The sequence below is a fragment of the Paenibacillus sp. PSB04 genome, from assembly GCF_025809195.1.
Taxonomy (GTDB): domain Bacteria; phylum Bacillota; class Bacilli; order Paenibacillales; family Paenibacillaceae; genus Paenibacillus_AQ; species Paenibacillus_AQ favisporus.
This window is the reverse complement of sequence record NZ_CP081301.1, coordinates 4,938,199-4,957,701: the sequence shown is the minus strand read 5'-3', so window position 1 is coordinate 4,957,701 and position 19,503 is coordinate 4,938,199. Positions and strand designations below refer to the sequence as shown.

General features: G+C 48.1%; 20 protein-coding genes and 1 pseudogene. 3 read left to right on the top strand and 18 right to left on the bottom strand.

Features of this window, described 5'->3' with window-relative positions:
* Positions 1 to 97: 97 nt before the first annotated feature.
* Positions 98 to 922, top strand: a complete 825-nt coding sequence (locus tag K2F33_RS23010; RefSeq protein WP_089547408.1) for an AraC family transcriptional regulator — start codon at positions 98 to 100, stop codon at positions 920 to 922.
* Positions 923 to 1,078: 156 nt separating this feature from the next.
* Positions 1,079 to 1,189, top strand: coding sequence for a beta-galactosidase (locus K2F33_RS23005; protein ID WP_263882431.1), 111 nt, complete (start codon positions 1,079 to 1,081; stop codon positions 1,187 to 1,189).
* Positions 1,190 to 1,266: 77 nt separating this feature from the next.
* Here the strand turns inward: K2F33_RS23005 and K2F33_RS23000 are convergent, their stop codons facing one another.
* The 5 genes from K2F33_RS23000 to K2F33_RS22980 all read right to left on the bottom strand — a co-directional run bounded on the left by K2F33_RS23000 (position 1,267) and on the right by K2F33_RS22980 (position 4,923).
* A complete protein-coding gene (locus tag K2F33_RS23000) occupies positions 1,267 to 2,097 on the bottom strand; it encodes an SDR family oxidoreductase (protein WP_263878751.1) in 831 nt (276 codons plus the stop codon).
* Positions 2,094 to 2,486: a MerR family transcriptional regulator gene (locus K2F33_RS22995; RefSeq protein ID WP_244169140.1), complete on the bottom strand. Its 393-nt coding sequence runs from the start codon at positions 2,484 to 2,486 to the stop codon at positions 2,094 to 2,096. Before K2F33_RS22995 ends, K2F33_RS23000 begins: the two co-directional genes overlap by 4 nt.
* Before the next feature lie 604 nt (positions 2,487 to 3,090).
* Positions 3,091 to 3,588: an AAA family ATPase gene (locus tag K2F33_RS22990; protein ID WP_263878750.1), complete on the bottom strand. Its 498-nt coding sequence runs from the start codon at positions 3,586 to 3,588 to the stop codon at positions 3,091 to 3,093.
* A gap of 307 nt (positions 3,589 to 3,895) precedes the next feature.
* Positions 3,896 to 4,381, bottom strand: coding sequence for a GNAT family N-acetyltransferase (locus tag K2F33_RS22985; protein WP_263882430.1), 486 nt, complete (start codon positions 4,379 to 4,381; stop codon positions 3,896 to 3,898).
* 320 nt (positions 4,382 to 4,701) lie between these two features.
* Positions 4,702 to 4,923 (bottom strand): hypothetical protein, encoded by a 222-nt coding sequence (locus K2F33_RS22980; protein WP_263878749.1) that lies wholly within the window; start codon positions 4,921 to 4,923, stop codon positions 4,702 to 4,704.
* Here K2F33_RS22980 and K2F33_RS33740 point away from each other — a divergent pair, their 5' ends adjacent.
* A complete protein-coding gene (locus tag K2F33_RS33740; RefSeq protein WP_412974013.1) occupies positions 4,924 to 5,136 on the top strand; it encodes a helix-turn-helix domain-containing protein in 213 nt (70 codons plus the stop codon).
* A 56-nt stretch (positions 5,137 to 5,192) separates the two neighbouring features.
* Here K2F33_RS33740 and K2F33_RS22975 read toward each other — a convergent pair whose 3' ends face one another.
* The 13 genes and pseudogenes from K2F33_RS22975 to K2F33_RS22925 form a co-directional block, all read right to left on the bottom strand.
* Complete coding sequence (locus K2F33_RS22975; RefSeq protein WP_263878748.1) at positions 5,193 to 5,879, bottom strand: DUF6199 family natural product biosynthesis protein; 687 nt, start codon at positions 5,877 to 5,879, stop codon at positions 5,193 to 5,195.
* Positions 5,880 to 6,330: 451 nt separating this feature from the next.
* On the bottom strand, positions 6,331 to 7,191 hold the full coding sequence (locus tag K2F33_RS22970; RefSeq protein WP_263878747.1) for a protein phosphatase 2C domain-containing protein: 861 nt from the start codon (positions 7,189 to 7,191) through the stop codon (positions 6,331 to 6,333).
* 354 nt (positions 7,192 to 7,545) lie between these two features.
* Positions 7,546 to 9,345, bottom strand: coding sequence for a helix-turn-helix transcriptional regulator (locus K2F33_RS22965; protein WP_263878746.1), 1,800 nt, complete (start codon positions 9,343 to 9,345; stop codon positions 7,546 to 7,548).
* A gap of 110 nt (positions 9,346 to 9,455) precedes the next feature.
* Entirely contained in the window at positions 9,456 to 10,043 is a 588-nt protein-coding gene (locus tag K2F33_RS22960) for a sensor domain-containing protein (protein WP_263878745.1), read from the bottom strand.
* 8 nt (positions 10,044 to 10,051) lie between these two features.
* Positions 10,052 to 10,342: a YobI family P-loop NTPase gene (locus tag K2F33_RS33735; RefSeq protein ID WP_412974012.1), complete on the bottom strand. Its 291-nt coding sequence runs from the start codon at positions 10,340 to 10,342 to the stop codon at positions 10,052 to 10,054.
* Positions 10,343 to 10,535: 193 nt separating this feature from the next.
* Positions 10,536 to 11,876 carry an erythromycin esterase family protein gene (locus K2F33_RS22955; protein ID WP_263878744.1) on the bottom strand — a complete coding sequence of 447 codons (1,341 nt, stop codon included), beginning with the start codon at positions 11,874 to 11,876 and terminating at the stop codon, positions 10,536 to 10,538.
* A 337-nt stretch (positions 11,877 to 12,213) separates the two neighbouring features.
* A pseudogene (locus K2F33_RS33730) lies at positions 12,214 to 12,309 on the bottom strand (hypothetical protein); the annotation flags it as partial.
* A 25-nt stretch (positions 12,310 to 12,334) separates the two neighbouring features.
* A complete protein-coding gene (locus K2F33_RS22950) occupies positions 12,335 to 12,643 on the bottom strand; it encodes a hypothetical protein (protein ID WP_143811861.1) in 309 nt (102 codons plus the stop codon).
* A 61-nt stretch (positions 12,644 to 12,704) separates the two neighbouring features.
* The gene (locus K2F33_RS22945) at positions 12,705 to 13,016 is read right to left on the bottom strand and encodes a hypothetical protein (protein ID WP_263878743.1); all 312 of its coding nucleotides are present in this window, start codon (positions 13,014 to 13,016) and stop codon (positions 12,705 to 12,707) included.
* A gap of 320 nt (positions 13,017 to 13,336) precedes the next feature.
* A complete protein-coding gene (locus K2F33_RS22940; RefSeq protein WP_263878742.1) occupies positions 13,337 to 15,688 on the bottom strand; it encodes a helix-turn-helix domain-containing protein in 2,352 nt (783 codons plus the stop codon).
* A 177-nt stretch (positions 15,689 to 15,865) separates the two neighbouring features.
* The gene (locus K2F33_RS22935; protein ID WP_263878741.1) at positions 15,866 to 17,389 is read right to left on the bottom strand and encodes an extracellular solute-binding protein; all 1,524 of its coding nucleotides are present in this window, start codon (positions 17,387 to 17,389) and stop codon (positions 15,866 to 15,868) included.
* A 47-nt stretch (positions 17,390 to 17,436) separates the two neighbouring features.
* Positions 17,437 to 18,315 (bottom strand): carbohydrate ABC transporter permease, encoded by an 879-nt coding sequence (locus K2F33_RS22930; RefSeq protein ID WP_076165251.1) that lies wholly within the window; start codon positions 18,313 to 18,315, stop codon positions 17,437 to 17,439.
* Between the two features lie 31 nt (positions 18,316 to 18,346).
* Positions 18,347 to 19,318 (bottom strand): ABC transporter permease, encoded by a 972-nt coding sequence (locus K2F33_RS22925; protein ID WP_263878740.1) that lies wholly within the window; start codon positions 19,316 to 19,318, stop codon positions 18,347 to 18,349.
* Between the last annotated feature and the right edge of the window lie 185 nt (positions 19,319 to 19,503).

The window sequence follows — 19,503 nt, the reverse complement described above, 5'->3', positions numbered from 1 at the left end:
TTATTGTTATGATAGGATAAATAGTGGAGTAGATAAATGTGTTTTTATCGAGTGATTATGGGGAAATGTGATATAGTAGTTCCGGGAGCTGAATGTAATGAAACTCTATTATGCTAAAAGTCCTTTAATCTCATCCGATATTTATCCCATGCAATATGGGGAACAGCAGTGCGATAACGGATATTCCTTCGGGCCCGCGGCGCGTAACTTCTATCTCATCCATTACATTTACAGCGGGCATGGTGAGTTGCATATTAATAAAAAAGTTTATCAAGTACACGCGGGACAGTTTTTCCTGATCTATCCGAAACAAACGGCTTATTATAAAGCGGATGACCATGATCCGTGGCTGTATCGCTGGATAGAGTTTGACGGCAGCTTCTCGGAGAAGATGATGTCCGTGACAGGCTTCTCGAACGAGAACCACGTCATCAATGATGATAACGGCGTCGGAAACGCGCTGAAGAATATAATCGATTTAGGCTGGACCGACTATGAAACGATCATGAGCCATTTTTGGCCGTTTATCGCGGCGCTTACGAAGGGCAAATTATTGACGAAAGATGAGAATACGGCAGAAACCTATGTCTCTTATGCCAAAAACTATATAAGAAGCAATGTGCACAAACGGATAGCCGTTTCCGAAATTGCCCATTTTTTAAACATAGACCGCAGTCACCTGGCACGCATCTTCAAAAGCATTTGCGGCATAAGTACGCAGCAATTTATTATTTCTCTTAAAATGGAGATGGCTTCGCAATCTCTCAAAAAGAGCAGCATGACCATAAAAGAAGTTGCCAATAGTGTCGGATATGACAATCAGATGGAATTTTCAAAGCAGTTTAAAAAACACTTTAATATGACCCCCACGCAATGGAGAGAACGTGTTTTCTATCAACAGTCCATAAATAACTACGAATGAAAACGTAAATGACGCACGATTGGTGCGTCATTTTTTTGTGCACACTAGTGTCTATTTCGTGCTATTCCATGACTTGATAACCATGGTTCACAATGAAAGCGTGCTCTATAATTTAATGTGATAGTATTGGGATATAGGGGTGGATATGAATTGAGAATGGGTGTTGACTATTATCCGGAGCACTGGGAGCGGTCGATGTGGGAGCAGGATGCAAGGCTAATGCGGGATACGGGAGTCCGCCTGAGCTATCGTTACCCGTTAGCTTAACAATTCAGAACGAATCGTTGAACGTATCGCTACCAGCGATGTGTGCTCTGACACGTCTGTCTAATAAAATAATAGATTCAAGCGTTATCCGAATTGGTAAAAAATTCTGCATTCTCCTTAACCCACTCTGCGAACGTATACGGTTTGTGTCCTGTTACTTTCTCCACTGTCGACATAACGGTATAAGCAGATTTAGGCGGATTAAGGTGCCAACGAATCACATAATCTATTGCATCCTCCTGTACACCCATTTTCCTCATCTGTTCACGTTCTTCTTCTTCAGAGCTTTCGATAAATTGAATTTCACGTCCAATAACCTCACTGATTATCCGAACTTTATCTTGAACCGATAAACTCTCAGGCCCTGTTAATGTATAGATTTGACCTGCATGACCTTCCCCAGTTAGTGCAACTGCTGCGACTCTTCCAATATCGGCTTCATGAACAGGAGCAATCCGTGATCCTCCGAACAGGTCTCGAACAACCCCCTCGGAGCGTATAGAGTTCGCCCATTTCCGTGCGTTTGCCATAAATTCAAAAGCTTGAAGCTGAGTCCACTCCAGACTGCTTGACTCAACCGCCTTCTCAAAAGGGCCCTTCTCTCCGTTCCACAAAACTGTAACCCTTCGCACCCCGGCCTTCTCAGCAAGCTCAACGATTTCTGGTCCTGTTTGTAACGGGGCATATTCGGCACCTGTTGTAATTAAATGCATGCCGCTGATGCCAACCAACGCAGAAACTAGCGTACTTGGATCACTTAAATCTCCCGCGACAACCTCTACACCATGAGGAAGATTGGCTTGCTGCGGATTACGTGTCAATGCACGTACCTTTTGTCCCCTTTGAAGGAGTTGATCCACGACATGCCGCCCTACGGTTCCCGTTGCCCCAGCAACTAATATCGTCATTTATTATCCTCCTCCCGTTTTTGCACCATCTGATCGATTTTTTCAGCCAAATTGAACTTCGCTTTGGTTAAAGCATCTAATTGTTGGTCAATCTCGTGCATTTTCGACTGATACATAAGCAGCAATTCCTCACAATAGACGTCTTTCTCTTTATGCTCTTGTTGCTCAGGAAATCTACAGAAGATAATGTCCCGAATTTGGTCAGTTGTCAGTCCTAATCCTAAATAAAGTTGAATTGTGTTAATGGATTCGATTGTCTTTTCGTCATATTCTCTATAATTATTTTCTTGACGAGATGTTTTGATCAATCCTTTCTCCTCATAATAACGAATCGAACGGGCACTAACTCCAGTTATTTTTCTTACTTTTCCGATCTTCAAAACAATCACCTCATCGATTGGGAACGTTAGCTTAATTATAAAGCTTCACATTAATGTAAAGGTCAAGAAAAAAGATTTAATAAAAAGAGCCCCTTAGGGAATGGCAATTAATCTAGTCATAACTCGCAGGACGTTGTCCGGTTTCGTAATATTTGCTGTGATAAACTGCCCGTTAGCTTTATGAATGAGTGCAGTGAAATGTAGTTTGATGCTTATCTAATCGGTAATCGGTACAAGTTCTTGTCTTGGGTTGCATTAGGTTCCAAGTTTACTTTTGGGACACCCTTTCATTATGACTTCAAAAGCTCGTGTTGGTGCCCACTCAGCTTGATTTTGTACTGTCCAAGTTTTTCCCTTTCATCTGAACTTAGATTTCCAGCGCGTTGATAACCGAATGTAGAGATCCCATCTTTATCAATGGTCCTTTTCACCTGCTTCTGATAACTACCCATTAGTTGAGAAAAGACAGCCGATCTAAGTAACCGGCTGCCTTCAAATTCTTTATTGAGCTATCGTTTCCCGTTACGTAAGTGGATGATGCTATTCGTATCGGGGTGCACTGATGTATCGGGTTGTCCTTGAGCGCCCGTAAGTTACTGTCGTTGGCGTTCATTTACTCGATTTGACGGAGGATTTCGTCAACGACGTGCGCAATCGGTGCGGTGGCGTCGATTATAATCCCGTTTGTAGGAACGCCTTCTTTCGTTTGATGCAAGCGCGCACTTATTTCCCGTTCTTCTGGTCTGCCACCCCAGTCAGTTGGGTCCAGCGCCACTCGCTCATCAATCCGCCGGAGAGAGGTTTCCAGGTCGACCTCAAGGACAAACACGCCGTCGAAGAGGTTGATAAATTTGGGGTAATTCCGCGAACCACCGCAGAAAAATGTTACCGCCTCATCCTGATTGTCGACCAATGCTTTTACTTTATCAACATGCCAAATGTGGTGTTCGGGTTTAAAGCCATCCGTCGGGGTACCCGTTTCCGGATCGCCTTGATAAGCCAATTCACGGTCACCATGAATAGCATGGTAGCCGCGCCGCTGCAATTCGTTGCAGACCGTAGTTTTGCCAGCGCCGGAAACGCCTCCAATCAGATAATTCCTAATGCCCATGGCAGACCCTCCATTCAACTGTATAAGCACAATATATTAAACTGCTCGTTAGCTTAATAAAGCTGCCGCTCAGCATCGGCAGCCTTCTCCCTGATCGTTTATTCAGCTATCGTTTCCCGTTAGCTTAATGATTTACTGTGATACGGTTCACCGCACTGTCTGTAAAGGCAAGTTTTAGGGCTATCCTTTGAGGGATGGCCATTTGATCTTGTTTTTACAATCCCGTTAGTGAAGCCAACGTGAAAACAATGAGATCAATGAGATACGATTAGTCTTTTCACAGCAAAGCCCTAAATTGTCCATCTCTCTAAAGTTCACGCTTGTTCCAAACAATTTCTTCTCCATTCTCTTTCCAGGTACTATGTTGCCGCTCAAAGCCTAGTTTTTCGAGAACCCGGAAGGATGCAGCATTCCATGCACCCACAGTAGACCAGAGCCGACTGCGCTTGGTGGCTATCGCGGCGTCCAAGACCGCGGACGCTGCTTCAGTCGCATAGCCTTTACCGTGAGCACTGCGGAACAGTTCGTATGCGATCTCAGGCTCTTCAAGTGTAGTACGACCGATAATAAGGCCACAGTATCCGATGAAATCGCCCTCGTCACGGCGGCGAATAGTGAGCAGGGAAATCCCATTTTCGAGTGCTTTCTTGCGCATATCGATGATTAGGCTTCGAGTGGCTTCGAGTGTAGGCATGTCCACTCCACGCTCACGAATAAGATGCCTCAGCCAGTCTGCATCGGTTTCCTCCCACATATTCAGATCGAGTCGTTCAGTTTTCAACTGGAATGCCATAGGTGTATACTCATTTCCCAAAGCAGAACCTCCTTTACACATTTAACTTTGCAAGCGTACCTATGCTGACATTTCGACAGCCAGTTGCCTAATCCAAACCCATGCCAGTTGACACGCTTGTAAAGTTCCTTGCATGTTTCCACCAAAAAACTTACCGGATCTTAGGTGCTTCCTCTAGGCTTGTGAGCTGAATGCTTCTCTTTTGAATACCGTATCACATCGTTTCGAAAGCGATTTCACACAAATATTATATTATTATTTTGATTCGTATTGTTTCATGTATTGTTACAAGTGTTTGTAATTTGTCACTACGCCGCCCGTTAGCTAAGAACCGGTTCAAGCCATTTTTCGCATATTCCTCTCTGGCGCCGCTGGTCGTCCGTGAAATTTTTTACCGGATCATGAGGGGAAGCCAAGGCGGAGCCTTTAAGCAGCTTGCCCTCGCCGGCAGCGGTACGTGTCGGATCGCCAAAGTCATCGCCCGCATCAAGTTGGAGGATGCCCAGCCGCTTCATATCGATGATCTCGCGAGAACGGCCCATATGGGACCCTCGTCGCTGCATCGTTACTTCAAGCAATTGACTGCACTGAGCCCGCTGCAGTACCTGAAACGAATTCGCCTTCAAGAGGCGCGCCGTCTGCTATTCAGCCGAATCCCCCGATGCCGCCGAGGCGGCTTATCGTGTCGGTTACGAGAGCCCTGCGCATTTCAGCCGTGTGTTTCCTCAACTCTTCCATTGCTGGTTCGCCAATAGCCGCACATACACCGCTCGGTGGATGGACGGCAGCCGGCGCAACGGTCCACATGCGCCTAATAAGCTTTGAAAGCGACGAAAATCGAACCGATCATTACGACAATGCCGCCGACCTTGCTAATGAAATAGTAGAAGTCACTCGGTTCGGGGTTCTCGTACATGAGCCGCTGTGGAGATAGACAGAACATTAAATTCTGGAAGGCTTGGTACCGGAAGCTGCACCAACCAAAGATCAACAAGCCGAGGGCAAGAACCAGAAACCCTGGCATGCCTCGTTTGACATGATAATCGGAGTAAGCCGCGCTTACGAGCGCCGACGGCGGAAAATCTTCTTCCCCTTCCTCCTTGATCCGCTCGCCGTTGACGTACGTCTGAATAACCATGACGATATTGCCTTTGTCATCGTAGCTCAAGAGCATGCCGTTATTATCCTCGACGCTGTAGACATGGCCGTTCGGATAGGTCACGCGGAACTTGGTCGAGTAAGGGACGCTTTTATCCGCAATCGCATAGGACTGCTCGCCGATGATCAAAGTGCGATGCAACTCGTCGTCGGTGCGTACTTGGATGGGACCGGCTGTGCTGCTATGATAGGTGACTAGACTGTCTTGCTCCCTTGAGAATTTGTATGTATCCTCATTCAAGTAGAAAACGCGGTCCGTGAAATAGGGTCTAGAAAAGAAGCCCGTCAAGACGGACACGAGGAGCACGGAGACGAAGAAAATAGAACTAGGTGTTATCATTTTTCGGAATAAAACCGCTCGGGTAGAAATGTGCGCTCCTCCTTTCTGCTTCTGACCATCATGCTAGCTGCCATCTTAAATAAATGTCTCCTGATAGCGTAACATAAAGGGTTATGGCAACTGACAACTAATTGTTCTGCTACCCTTTGTATAACTAATCAATGAGGATCATCACAATATGTATTATTGTGATGATTGCGGAAAACTGAATGGATTTTACAAAACTCATATCCACAAAGTAATAACTCATAAGAAATATCGCACAAACATAAATACCCCAACTAAGAATTGGTTTCATTACTCAACTCAGCATCCTTCTAAACGAATTGTACCATTAACCTCAACTTCTGGATTCGGCATAACTGCCCGTTAGTGCAATGAAGGCAGCTGGTCAATTGACCTGCTGCCTTTCTTGTCATGATTGAGCTATCGTTTCCCGTTAGCGCAGCTGCTAATGAAAATTAATCACCATTGCTGTCTTGTCGTCCGATTTCTTAAAGCGGATATGTTGAATACACTCAGGATCGCATTCTTCAAGTTCTATTAATTCTTGAGTATATAGTTTTATACCTTTATTCAACATGCTTCGCGCAACAAAGCTCCAATACGAACTCTGTTCGGGCACGATATTTGTTGGTAAAAACATCCCATCAGTCAACAAAATGATATGTTTTAAACACGTCAGATTAATTTTTCCGTATTCGAAAAAATGAACTGCATCCTTTTCCCCATTTAAGACGCCGTAACCACCATCTGTATTAGCGCGATATCGGTTCTTTTTTATTGTATCAATAACGGTTTCATGAAGCTCTGTCTGGCTATTTAAGCCTTTAGTGATTCCTTCCTGCCATTTAGCGAATGCTGGAGCTTCTAAGTGAGAAACTTGTTTCCATGTTAATGGGCGAACCTCCCCATCTTCATATACAGCCAGAATCATGCAATCCCCTGTCTGTATAAACTCCACACCATTATCCTGAATACGAACGATTGCCAATGCTGCTCCCCATAGTTCTTCCTTTTTCCTCAGATCAATATTGGCGAACACCATTTGTTCCCTAAGAAGATCATTCACCTCAATCATGTGGTCCATTAAACTTCTAGGATCAGTAACAGATTCGAAGTAGTTTTTTACCAGATTCGCGGCAATAAAACCGCCTGTTTCCTTTTTGGTGTTTAGATAGGGTACCAAGGAAGATACACCGTCCAAAGCTCCATACAAATTTACTTTCGGATTTGTAATAATGGCATCCTCATTTAGTACCCCAACGCCTTTCCTGGTGATCTCCTCATAAGTAACAAACAAGTTGTTCACTCCTTACTCAAATTGTTTTGTAATATCCGTAACCTATTTTACCAATTTTTCTATTACCAAGTATTGTAACGATCCTGCCCGTTAGCTTAATGAATGAGTGTAGTGAAATGTAGTTTGATGCTTATCTAATCGATAATCGGACTATGTTCTTGTCCCTCGACAATAAACTCTGTCCTGTTGTTAAAACTAAAAAATCCGCTGTTACGCGGCTATTAAGCTTGTATGTTCTTGTCGTCTAATGAACAGAAACCATAGTTCTGAAAAAGTAAAAATGGCCTTTAAAAATTGAAATGACGGGTGCCGATCATGCACTCCTTATGATCGGCACCCGTCACCAGGTTACATAACTTGTGGTTATTCCAGAAGCCCAGCCTCCCTGGCTTTTTGTACCGCTTCCTCGCGGTTGCGGACCCCCAGCTTCAAATAAGCCGATGACGCATAGTTTCGAACCGTACCATCGGATAAATACAAATTGGAAGCAATGCTTTTATATCGCAGCCCTTTGGACACGAACTGTAAAATTTCAAGCTCCCGCGACGTTAAATCATAGGCCGAGGACGCTTTGATTGACGAAGGATCATCCCCGCTATTGTCCGCTTCCAGTTGGGCAAATAATTTGTGCGACATGCCCTGTTCGATCAGCGTGCCCCCGCGGTGGACGGTGCGAATTGTTTCAGCCAGCTCTAACGGCTGCATGGACTTCAACAGGTATCCATCCACCCCGCTTCGCATTGCTTCCAGAGCCTGTTTGGTATCCTCAAACGTAGTGAGAATCAGAATCCGGATGTGGGGCCACGATTCTTTTATCGTACGGGATGCGGAGATTCCATCCACATTCGGCATTTCAACATCCATAAGCACCAGTTGCGGCCTAAGCTGCCTGCACAGCTCGATCGCTTGCTCGCCATCCTCTGCCGTCCCGACAACCTGAAAATCCTGCTGCTCCTCCAGCAAAGTCCGCAAGCTTTCACGGATAACGGGATGGTCATCGACGACCAACAGGCGGATGACTTCATCCTTAAGCTCCGTTTGTCTGGGTAGCGTGCATGTAACGAGAGTGCCTTTTCCTTGCTCCGTATAGACGGCCACATGGCCTTGCAAAATCATCGCCCGCTCCTTCATGGCGCTGAGGCCAAAGCCCTCCCTTCCATGCTCCATCCCGCGGCCGTTATCTTGAATTTCCAGTCTCGTCTGTCGGGGCTCGAATTGCACAGAAACCTTAATCTCTGTCGAGTGTCCATGGCGCACAGCATTCGTCAACGACTCTTGCAGGCAGCGGTAGAGTGCTGTCTTCGCTTGTTTCATTACAGGGTATTCCTCCCCGTAGGCTCGAAAAGTAACCAGCACCTTGGCATGTTCCTGAAATTCCTCCGCCAGCTTCCTCAGAGATTGAAGCAGCGGGAGCCCCTCATGCGGCGATTCGATTTGATGCACATAACCTCTGACTTCCTCCATATTTTGGCGGGCCAGGTTCAATAGGGAATCGAGACTTTCGGTTCCTTTATCCGTTGCCATCTGAGGACGCAACGTTTCCAACCCCATAATGAGCGAAGTGTAGGCATGACCGACGGTATCATGAAGCTCTTTGGACAGACGGCTCCGTTCTTCGGTAAGCGTAATACGCTCGATTTGGGACAGGTACTGCTCCAACACCGCATTTTGCTCGCGAATCGTTTCGCCTTGACGATGATTGAGCACGAGTAAATGGAAGGAGAATCCGAAGATATACGCCATCCCGATATGAACGGCCATGACCCAGTATTCACTTTGCTCTGCAAGCTGCTTGATTATGGCGGGCAGGAGCAAGATGGATACTGGCCCTGACCAGAGATAGGTTCTATGAGAGCTGTGGGCAGCAATGAAAAAAGCATACAGCAGGAATGCTATGTAGGCTTGCGGAAAAAATGATGCCAGATACAAACACAACCCGCCCGAGATTACGATTTCGGTAAACAAGTAGTATTTATAATCGAGCTGCAAGCAAAGCCATGGAACGGAAAAAGCAATCAGCTGCCATAGGACAACGACCACAATCGGCAGCGTGAAATATTGTTGCAGTCCTATGGTCGTAAACGCGAGAGAAATGCTGGATAACAGGCGGATTATGAACATGAGCCAGTCGTACCAGTACCATTGCTTGACCATATCGAACAAAACCATCATCCCCTAAAGACTTTCATTATGACATTACGTAACTAGTATAAAGTAAACTGCTATCGAGTGAACAATCCCCCGACGACCTACGAGGCGAAACCGGCATTCGTCTACCGGTTCACATGCTTGATCATCAGACGCGTGTAGCCGCCTATCCAGCGAGCTAACCGGTCCGCAAGCCTGCAGCTCACCATCATCAGTACAACCCCTGTGGCCGATACCATCACGGCTTTGGCAACCGTGTCTACCTTTGCATCCATAAAGGAAAGGCTGATAAACGGATAGAGGAACGGGGCCACAATCAATACAAGCGGCGCCACGTAGAGCAAAGTCGCACTGATCAGACTTATAATCCCTACCGGAAACTTCAACATCAGCCAGCCAATAGCGTTCCAGTTGCGTCGGTTCATCAGCTCCTTTTTCACTTGAAGCCAGTTGGACACATTCGGGTTGGCGGCTTTAACACATGGCTCGGTGGTGATATCCATATAGATCTTGGTTTGTACTCGTTCGAATTGCAGGAAGGCAGTCGTTGTTCGCAAAACGTTAGCCAGGAGAGGAACGCCCGCGACAGTAAACGAAAGACTCAAACCCAGAATAATGGCAACCAGATAAAAGCAGAAGTAAAACAATCCGGTGACGAAAGTAAACAGCAGGAAATAGCCGTTTTGAACAAAACAGGTGACAGTTCTTGCCATCAAAGAGCTCACATCCTTTGCAAGTAGTAAACGTATCCTACTGCTCTTGATGTCAAATCTGCCAGTGTCATAATGTCATATGACACAAAATGAATGGAGCGTGAGTTACGGTCATGCCCAACTTCACAATAGAATTGTTCAAACTCAGGATGATCCCTGTGTGCTAGTGATACATGTACAAACCGCAACTCACTATGTCTTTTCTTATACGATGCTATTACGCTACTCTTACGAGAGCCATACGCTCCAGATACAGCTACATTAACAAAAGTCCCCCTCCATCTATTAGGTGTAGAAATTACTTAGACGTTATACGTTCAATATTGGAATTATTTTTTCAGGATATCAAATAACAAGAATAAATCCGTATATATGTACAATCCCCAAGTATTCTCTAACTATCTTACAAGGAAAAAAGTAAATAAGCACTATGCTCAAAACAAAAAAGCCGCCACTAAGCGACTTTTAAGATTGCATAATTTATTTAAGATTTTATTGATTCAGTTGAGATGGCTTCACTTTCTGAATATGAATGATGATGTCGAATGATTGACCTAATGATAGATCAACAGTTGTTGGGATATCTGGACCTACCGTTGTTACTCCAGCAAAAATGGGATGTTGCTCGTTTAGCCAAGTTTTAGTCACTCCGCTTGCCTTACGTAAATCAACAAAAAACTGGTCGTATTTGACTTGTCCAAACGTATAATTAAAATTGTTCGGGTCATCTAATTTTAAGATTCCATAGGGCCCGAATTGTTGGCTGGTGTTATAAACATTGTAACGTCCCTCGAAAACAGATGTTCCAATGGTTACATACCGTTTGCCATAATGTTCTGCTAAGTGCTGCCCAGCCATTTTAGGGTATACGAAAGGGAGCATATTTGTTTTCGAAACGTGCCCATTATGGCCCCAGACGATTGTTTTTCCTACATGTTCTTCTGTCCATTTCGCATTCTCATACATGGCAATATCGTGTTTCAAATAAAAGTCTTCCAGGTTATCAGGATATGCGGCTGTCATTGTCGTAAATTGCTCAATAATACGGGCATTTTGTTTGATCCATGCGAACTCTGGGGATTTTCCATTCAGTTTATTTTTATTTTGCTCTAATAAAGCGCTGATTTGTTTCGCATCTGAAACATACCGTGCTTTCGTTTCTTTCTTAAGACCGCCAAAGGTATCTAAATCCTTGGTTACAGGAATAAGGCCTTTCATCTTTTGATCGAACCGAGTGACAAGTTTTGGATCGTATTTCTTTACATACGCTCGGATATTGTTATAAACACTCTCGTTTACGGTTTGGATATCCATCCCGATGATCCGTATTTTGGATTTGTGCTTTGGATCAGCATTATATTGACGTATCCATTGAAGCAGATCTATGATTTCTTTCGTGTTAAATACAGGACTTAGATATTGGCTTGGGTCCCCTTTACCCGTAAGAACATAGCGATCGAGTCCCAATGCTCTGTCCCATCCCTCTTCTAACACTAAGGCCTTAAAGCCCATTTCAGCTGTCAAATAATTAACAATGCGATGCTTCATGGTAAAAACTTCGTGAGCTCCATGCGTCGCTTCGCCTAAACCAACAATTGTAGCTGATCCGATCATATCCTTAAGCGGTCTTAAATCCTGAAGCGATGCTGTTGGATCCGTTGACTTTAATGGCATGGCATGCTTTTCTAACCATTTTATCTGCTCGGCTTTTTGATTTGTGTTGTAGGGAGCTATAAGAGAAGCACCTACTTCCGAAGCTGCATGAATATTTCCTGTAAAACCAGCCAGTGTGATCATCGAAGCAGCAATTGCGATCCCCATTTTCTTTTTCATAAAATCCTCTCCTTAAATACTTTGTGATTTGGTCTGATGAGATATATTCTAGTTCCCAGAACTCTCATCTGTATCCTACTGCACTCGATGTTATGTACAACAGTGTCAAAATGTCATATGACACGCCTTTCCCCCTAAACTTAATAAATAGACGTCTGCTGGCTCGATGAAATCAAATCGGGAATATAACAAAGTTCTTGTCACTGGATTTTGACAATAACTTGATAGCCTAAATAAAAAAGCCGCATAATCAGCGGCTTCTAATGTTACTATGTTTCTGTCACCCGACAGTTTTTACTAATGCACTGCCTTTGATGTTGTTGTGCTATATTATCCGTTAGCTTAACGGGCTACCTATCACCCCCACCACTTTCCCCTCAATTTTATCTGCGGGTAATGGGCCGAACAATCTGCTATCATTACTGCGGATCCAATCATCACCTACGTGCTCTTCTAAGTCAACACGCTCTAAAGCTTTTTTTTAAACTTTCAAGATCATCACCCAGTCGACGTGCTTCTTCGTAAAAGGCATCAAGCAATTTGCCGTTAATATCGGTAATCGGCTCAAGTTCTTGTCCATTACGGTAATCGGGACAAGAACTTGTTCCGATAAAACAAAAAAAGCCGCTAAAATAGCGACTTTCCATGGGACTATGTTCTTGTCCTTCGACAATAAAAAAACTAAGTTCAAGGAGCAAAATCGCCTGTTGGCGATCTTGCTTCTTGTGTTTTGTTGTTTTGGAACTGGATTGGAACTGGATGATCACATGGCCGGCTGCCGCGACTGCACATACAACTAATCGTCTCCCGATAGTTGAATACTATTTGCTAATCCTGGTTAGCTTTCCATGGCATATCTTCAAGGTTAACGCCAAACTTCTTTTCTACCTCAAGAATAATCGCCCCATCATCATTTTCCGTAATTTTATGACCTAGCAATACAGGGAATTTTTCGCTTGAGAATTTTTTTACCAACGATTCAGCTTCTTCCCGGCTAGGAACTTCAAATGTTTCAACGGTTTTAAGCAATTTCATGTTATTATTTCCTCCTTCTATTCCTAATAAATAGTCTGTTGTAATACGGAAATACCTCGCAATTAAGGGCAGCATTTCTAAGCTGATGATCGAACCAATCTTCATGTTTGCACCCCTAAAGCGAATTTCTTACGTTACATTTAGATTCTACTGTTCAAGGAAATGTATAACCAGCACTTAAACCGAGAACAAACTTAACAAGTATGTTATGTTGAGTCTTTTATTTGAATTAATCGGCTCGTTATCGCAACGAGGCAGCCGATCTTTGTGGTCGGCTGTCTTTGGGTCATCATTAAGCTATATTTCACCCGTTGTTGATGAAATGGCGAACTTCTCAAGCTCTACGCATTCGAACTCCCATCGCCCGTACTGTTCGGAAAAGGGCGCAGCCGCGGGGTGGATCGCCGTTATTTATCGCAGGCCGTTCACTCGAGGTTCGCCTTCCGCTCACGGTATTGCCCCGGTGTAACGCCCACCAGCTTCTTGAACAGCCGGTTCAAATAAGAGGGTTGATAGCCGATCTGCAAGGCAATCTCGCCAACCTTCATGTCGGTGTCGTCCAGCAGCTCCTTCGCCTTCTCGATCCGCAGCTGGATCAAGTAATCGATAAAATTGATGTCGGCGATATGTTTGAACGCCTTGCTCAGCGTGAACGGGCTTGTCCCCAAATCCTCGGCGCAGCGCTCCAGCGAGACGTCTGAGTCGTAATTTTCTTTGACGTACTCCATCGCCCGCTCGACGAGCCGTCGCTGATGCAAAGCCTTGTCGCAGGCCAGCGCTTTCCCGTATGGTTTGATTACGCGGACACGAAACCATTCGGTCATCCTCTCGGGATCCCGCATTCCGCGAAGCTCGGCGTACAGATCATCGTCCCCGTACAGTCCGCGCGGCTGATAGCCGGCTTCCAGAATCGCGTGCTGGATGCTGCCGAGCAGTTGGAGCGCGCCGTCCTGGACGAACATTTCCTTGCCTCCCTCCTGCACGAGAATTTCCACGAAAGACTGTACGGCGGCGGCCGCCTCCTCGGGGAGCCCCATCCGGATTGCCTGCTTCACCTCCTTCTCCGCGCCAAACGGATACGGCACCGCCTCCCTTCCCATGCTGGGAAGAAGGTCCTCCAGGGAAAGAATCTGCGTCTCCTCCTGAACATCGCGGTAGCGGGCGGCTTGCCGAAGGTGCCGCAATGATTCCGGCAAATCCGCAATTCTCGGCAGAGGCCGACCTATCAGGATTGTGCTTTGCACCTTCAGCACGGCGCAGATCGTCTCCGCGAGCGAAGCCGCCAGCTGGAAGGCGCTGCCTCGTACCGCCTCCTCCGGCTCCTCCCGCCCGAAGGACAACAGGATGCCTACGGATAGATCCTGGAAATTGACGATATCCGCCTGTTCGCCGCGAGCGGCGGTCAACTCCTGCGCAATATTCGCTGCCGCGAAGGAGACGAGCTGAGCATCGCCGTCCGTGAAGCGCCCCTGCAGCCGACTGAGCCCAGTAACCTGGAGGAGCACGAGCAGAAACCGCTTGCCGTCCATGCTCCAGCCGTAGGCGTTCATCCTCTCTCGCAGTTCCTCTTCCGTGAAGGAATAATAATGTCCCTGTATGAGATGAAGCAAAAAGCTTGACCGCATCCAGGGCTGCGCCTGCTCCAGCTTCTCCCGCAGCTCGCGGCTTTCCCGGTTCAGGTGGCGCCACTGCTTCTCGAGAAAGCCGATCTCGTCGCTGGGCGGATCGGGCGCACGCCTCTCGTCATGGAACAAACCGACGAGCCGGTGGATTGGATGATAGATCCGCTTGGAGGCAAGCCAGGACAGAAGAAGCGCAACGACAAAGCCGAACAGACTGACACCGACAATCATTCTAGACATCATTTTGACCGGAGCCGTCATCGAGGAAAGCGAAGCGGCAGTGACGTAGGTCCAGTGCAGACCCAGCCGGGTAAAATCGCCGAACGTAACGGTATATGTTTCGCCCTGAAAGTTGTACAGGAACGTGCCGGAACCCGTTTCATGCCGCTTGATTTCGGCAGCCAGCGCAGTCTCGAACGGCGTTCCTTCGGGAAGGCCCGCCCCTTTTTCGGTCACGACGAAGCGGCCCTTCTCGTCGATAATGAAGGAGCTGCCGGCCTTGCCGAGCGACAGCTCATGCACCAGGCTTACGAGCTTATCCCGGTCCAGATAGAAAATCAGGGTACCGTAAGGCTGACCGATGCCTGGAACCTTATGTACGAGCGCCACCGTATGATCGTCCGACCGATTGACCCGTGGGAAGCCGTTCAGCCAGAACGCGCCTTGCTTGCTGGACATGACCGCCCGGTAGCCGGCGAGATCGTCTGGGCTGGAGACGGCTTCGATCCCGTCGAAGTCGGAGACAACGACGGGCGACTTGCCGTCGACGAACAGATGCACCTGATCGACCAGCGGATAGAAGCCCTTCATAACCGTCAAGGTGCGGTACAGGTTTTGAGTAACGGTATATTGGTCCTTCAGATCGACGTTCCTGAGACTTCCGTCGAACCGCGGGTCGAACGCCCACTGCGTCGCCGTCAGTTCGAGCTGGTTCAAATCGCCGTTAATGCGCTTTACCGCATTCAGGAGTAGCGCCTCGTTCGAGCTCGTCACCTCCTTGCCGATATGTGAGCTGCCGAGTAGATAGAGTGTTATTCCAATAATTGCCGTCGGTAGGCATGTGATACTCAGCACGATCAATAGGCTTTTTCGGTAGAAACGGCCTTTGATCGCCGGCGGCCGATCCGGCCAGTCCCTTTGGACGAAATGGTTCATGACGCTCCCTGCCTTTCTTTTTTTCAATAGCTGCCCGGACCGTGGTCCGATAACCTTCCCTTGCCGACTGAAACGCCTTAACTGGCCTACTCCCGAAAATAAACGGTTCTCGCGGGATGAACGGGAAAAACCCTCTTTTTCCAAATTAGAAAAAAGAGGGTGGTGCTTTCCAAACCTTTATTCGGAGCTGGATATCCGCTGCTGATAGGACGCATTGATTTCCTCGGTGATTTTAAGCAGGTCGGGATCGTTCTTAAGTTCTCCAACGAATCTGTCCCACTCTTCGATCGGCGCTTTCCCCAAAATGACCTTCGTCTTCATGTCCTGAATTTTCTTGCCCAGCTCGGTGCCGACCTTGGTATTCGTATCGGAATTGAGACCGACCGCAACCTCCGGCACGCTCAGCTTGGCCCGCTCGTCAATAATTTGCTTGTTCCGCTCCAGTATGTCGCTTGGCATACCCGAACGGTAAGCGCGCAAATACTTGTCGTATTTGATGAAAATTTGGCCGAGCGCCTGCTGTGCGACAATATCGGTCTTAGCCTGTTCGGTCGGCACCTTCACGCCGTTCTCTTCCTTGTAATGTACGTCCTTGATGCCGAAGCTTGCCAAATCACTGCCTTCGTCAGAAGCGCCGTAGTCCATCAGCTCGAGCAGCTTTTTCATCTTCGCTTCGGGCACGGTCTTCGGAATCGCGTACATTCCGAAGAAGCCGGAATCTCGGTTGACGTAGCCGTTCAGAGAGACAAGCGGAAGGAAGTCCGCCTTCGGATCGGTCTTCCGCAGCTCCTCCGTCGGTTCCCAGGCAGCTTCGACCGTATCCTGGAAGCCTCCCGCCCGGCCCGCCTTGAGCAAATCCTTCGCCTGCGAATTTTTTAGCGTCGCGAGATCTTCGGGAAGGAGCTTCTCCCGATACGCCTTGTTCATCCAGACGAGAGCGTCTCGGACACCAGGTAGCAGATTGACGTTCACAAGCTTGCCGTCTACCAGCGACCAATCACCGTTCGTCTTTGTGAAGACGTTCTGCAGCTGGCCAAGGGAGGCCATGCCGGATTGGTCGACGAAGCTGGCGTACCCGATCGTGTCGTCCTTGCCGTTGCCGTCCGGATCCTTTTCAACGAATGCTTTAAGGACGTCGTAAAATTCGTCGATTGTTTTTGGAACCTCGAGATTCAGCTTGTCCATCCAGTCCTTGCGTAGGTAAACGAAGCCGCCGCCTTCGACCGGACGGACCCGGGGAATTCCGTAGTTTTTGCCGTCAGCCTGCTTTGTGTTGGTCCAGGTTTCCTTCGGAAATTTCATCAAATTTGGGTAGTCCTTAATATATGGGGTGAGATCCCACAACGCCCCCTGCGCCACCATCGTCCGAACCTGGGCGGTGAAGGCGTTATCCAGCAGCATCAGGTCGGGAATGTCCCCCGAGGCGAGCGTTACGTTCACCTTGTCGGCATAGTTGTTCGGCGAGACCCATGTAATGTTCAGCTTGGTGTTGGTCCGCTTCTCGATTTCCTTGACGACGACGTTATCCTTGCCCGGTGGCTCCGGCGTGTAATACATCGTCATGATGCTGACGTTCAGCGGACCGTCGCCGGAAGCTCCTCCCCCGCCTCCTCCGCCGCTGCAGCCGACCAGCAGGGCTGCGATGAGCAGCACGGAAACGGCAATCTTCGTTTTATCAAGCTTGAACCTTCTTTTTCGCATACGCGAACCTCCCCTTTTTATTTTGCTTCTAGTAGTCTAGCCTTCGTCTATTCCTTGACGGAACCGACCAAGGCTCCTTTCGCGAAATGCTTCTGCAAGAAAGGATAGACGAGTAGGATAGGTACCGTGGCGATGACGACGGCGGCCATCTTGAGCGTCTCTGGCGGAATGCGCTGCTCCGACATCATTTCAGCCGCGGCCGAGCCTCCCGCCGCGGTGGATGCGTCGATCAGCATGTTCTGCAGCAGCACCTGCAGCGGATGCTTCGCGAAATCGTTAATATACAGTAGCGCCGTGAAGAAGGTGTTCCAGTACGCGACGGCGTAGAACAGTCCGAACGCCGCCATGGAGGGAAGCGACAGTGGCAGGATGACCCGGTACCAGACGCTGAGATCGTTGCAGCCGTCAATCCGCGCTGCTTCCTCCAGGCTGGACGGGATACTGTCGAAGAAGCCTTTCATCAGCAGCACGTACCAGCCGCTTGTCAGCACCGGCAAGATAAGCGACCAGATACTGTTGATCAGATGCAGGTCCCGCACAAGCAGATACGGTGGAATGATGCCCGGATTGAATAGTGTTGTCAGCAGGATGGCCAGCATGATGAACCGCCTTCCCTGCAGCCTTCTGCGGGATATCGCGTAGGATAGTCCTGAAGTAACGATGAGGCTCAGCGCGGTGCCGACGATCGCCAAGAACGCGCTGTTCCCGATAGCTCTCATGAAAGCATCGGTGGAGAGCAAATATTTGTAGGATACGAGGCTCCAATGCTGCGGAAACAGCACCAGCCCTCTCCGGATAAATTCCGACGGATCGGTGAATGACACGACGAATACATAATAGAACGGGAAGAAAGTGATCAGGCTGATTAAGCCGAGCGCGATGACGTTGATGACACCGAACGCGCGATCTCCCAAGCTTTCTCTCATTGTAACGTTCGCCTCCAGCAGGTGAAATGGGTTAGTAGACGCCTTCCTCGCCGAACTTCTTGGCCAATCGGTTGGCGCCGATGACGAGGAGCAGGCCGACGACGGACTTGAACAAGCCGACGGCGGTGCTGAAGCTGAACTGGCCCTGCCGGACACCGAGACGGTATACGTAGGTATCAAAGACGTCCGCGACATCGGAGACGGCGCCGTTCATCATCAGAAACACCTGCTCGAAGCCGACGTCCATCATATGACCGATCCGCAGAATGAGCAGAATAACGATGACGGGACGGATGGCCGTCAGCGTCACGTGCCAGATTTGCCTAAGTCGGCTCGCTCCGTCCATCTTGGCTGCTTCGTACAACTGCGGATCGACTCCCGCGATGGCAGCAAGGAAAATGATCGTGCCCCATCCTGCGTCCTTCCAGATGGACTGGAGCGTCAGCAGTCCCCAGAAATAGTTCTTGTTCGTTAGAAAATCGACCTTATCGAAGCCGAAGGCGACGAGCAGCTTGTTCACGACGCCGTCGCCGGTGGACAGAAGCAGAAACGTGATGCCGACGATGATGACCCAGGACAGGAAATGAGGTAAATAAATGATCGATTGCACGACTTTTTTGTAAGACGAAACGCGAATTTCGTTTAGTAGCACGGCGAGCAGAATCGGCAGCGGGAAGAAAAAGATCAGGCTTAGCAGATTGATCGCCATCGTATTGCGGAACAGCAGAAGGAAATCCGGATTCGAGAAAAACCGTTCGAAATGATCGAACCCGACCCACGGGCTGTTTAGGACTCCTTGATAGGGTGAATACTCCTGGAATGAAATGATCACCCCCCACATCGGCACGTACCGGAAAACGATGAAATAAATCAGTCCCGGAAGTGCCAGCAAATACAAATACTTGTCTCTCTTCAGGCCCCCCCAGACGAGGCTGGGCGGGGAGCCGGCGGCTTTTTTGCCCTCGGCGGCCGCGGTAACCTTATCCGCAGGCACGTCCATCATGGATTCCTCCTTCGAATCGGTGATTGTCAACGCTTTCATGCGTCTTAAGGCAAGGGTACATGCCCTGTCCATTTCTGGCAAATGCCCATTCTTGTCCGCCCGTTTCCTGGCGTTGACCATTCTTGCGGGGGCCCGAAAAGCCCTATGCGGCGGACTATTCGGCAAAAAAAACAGCCGGCGCGCAG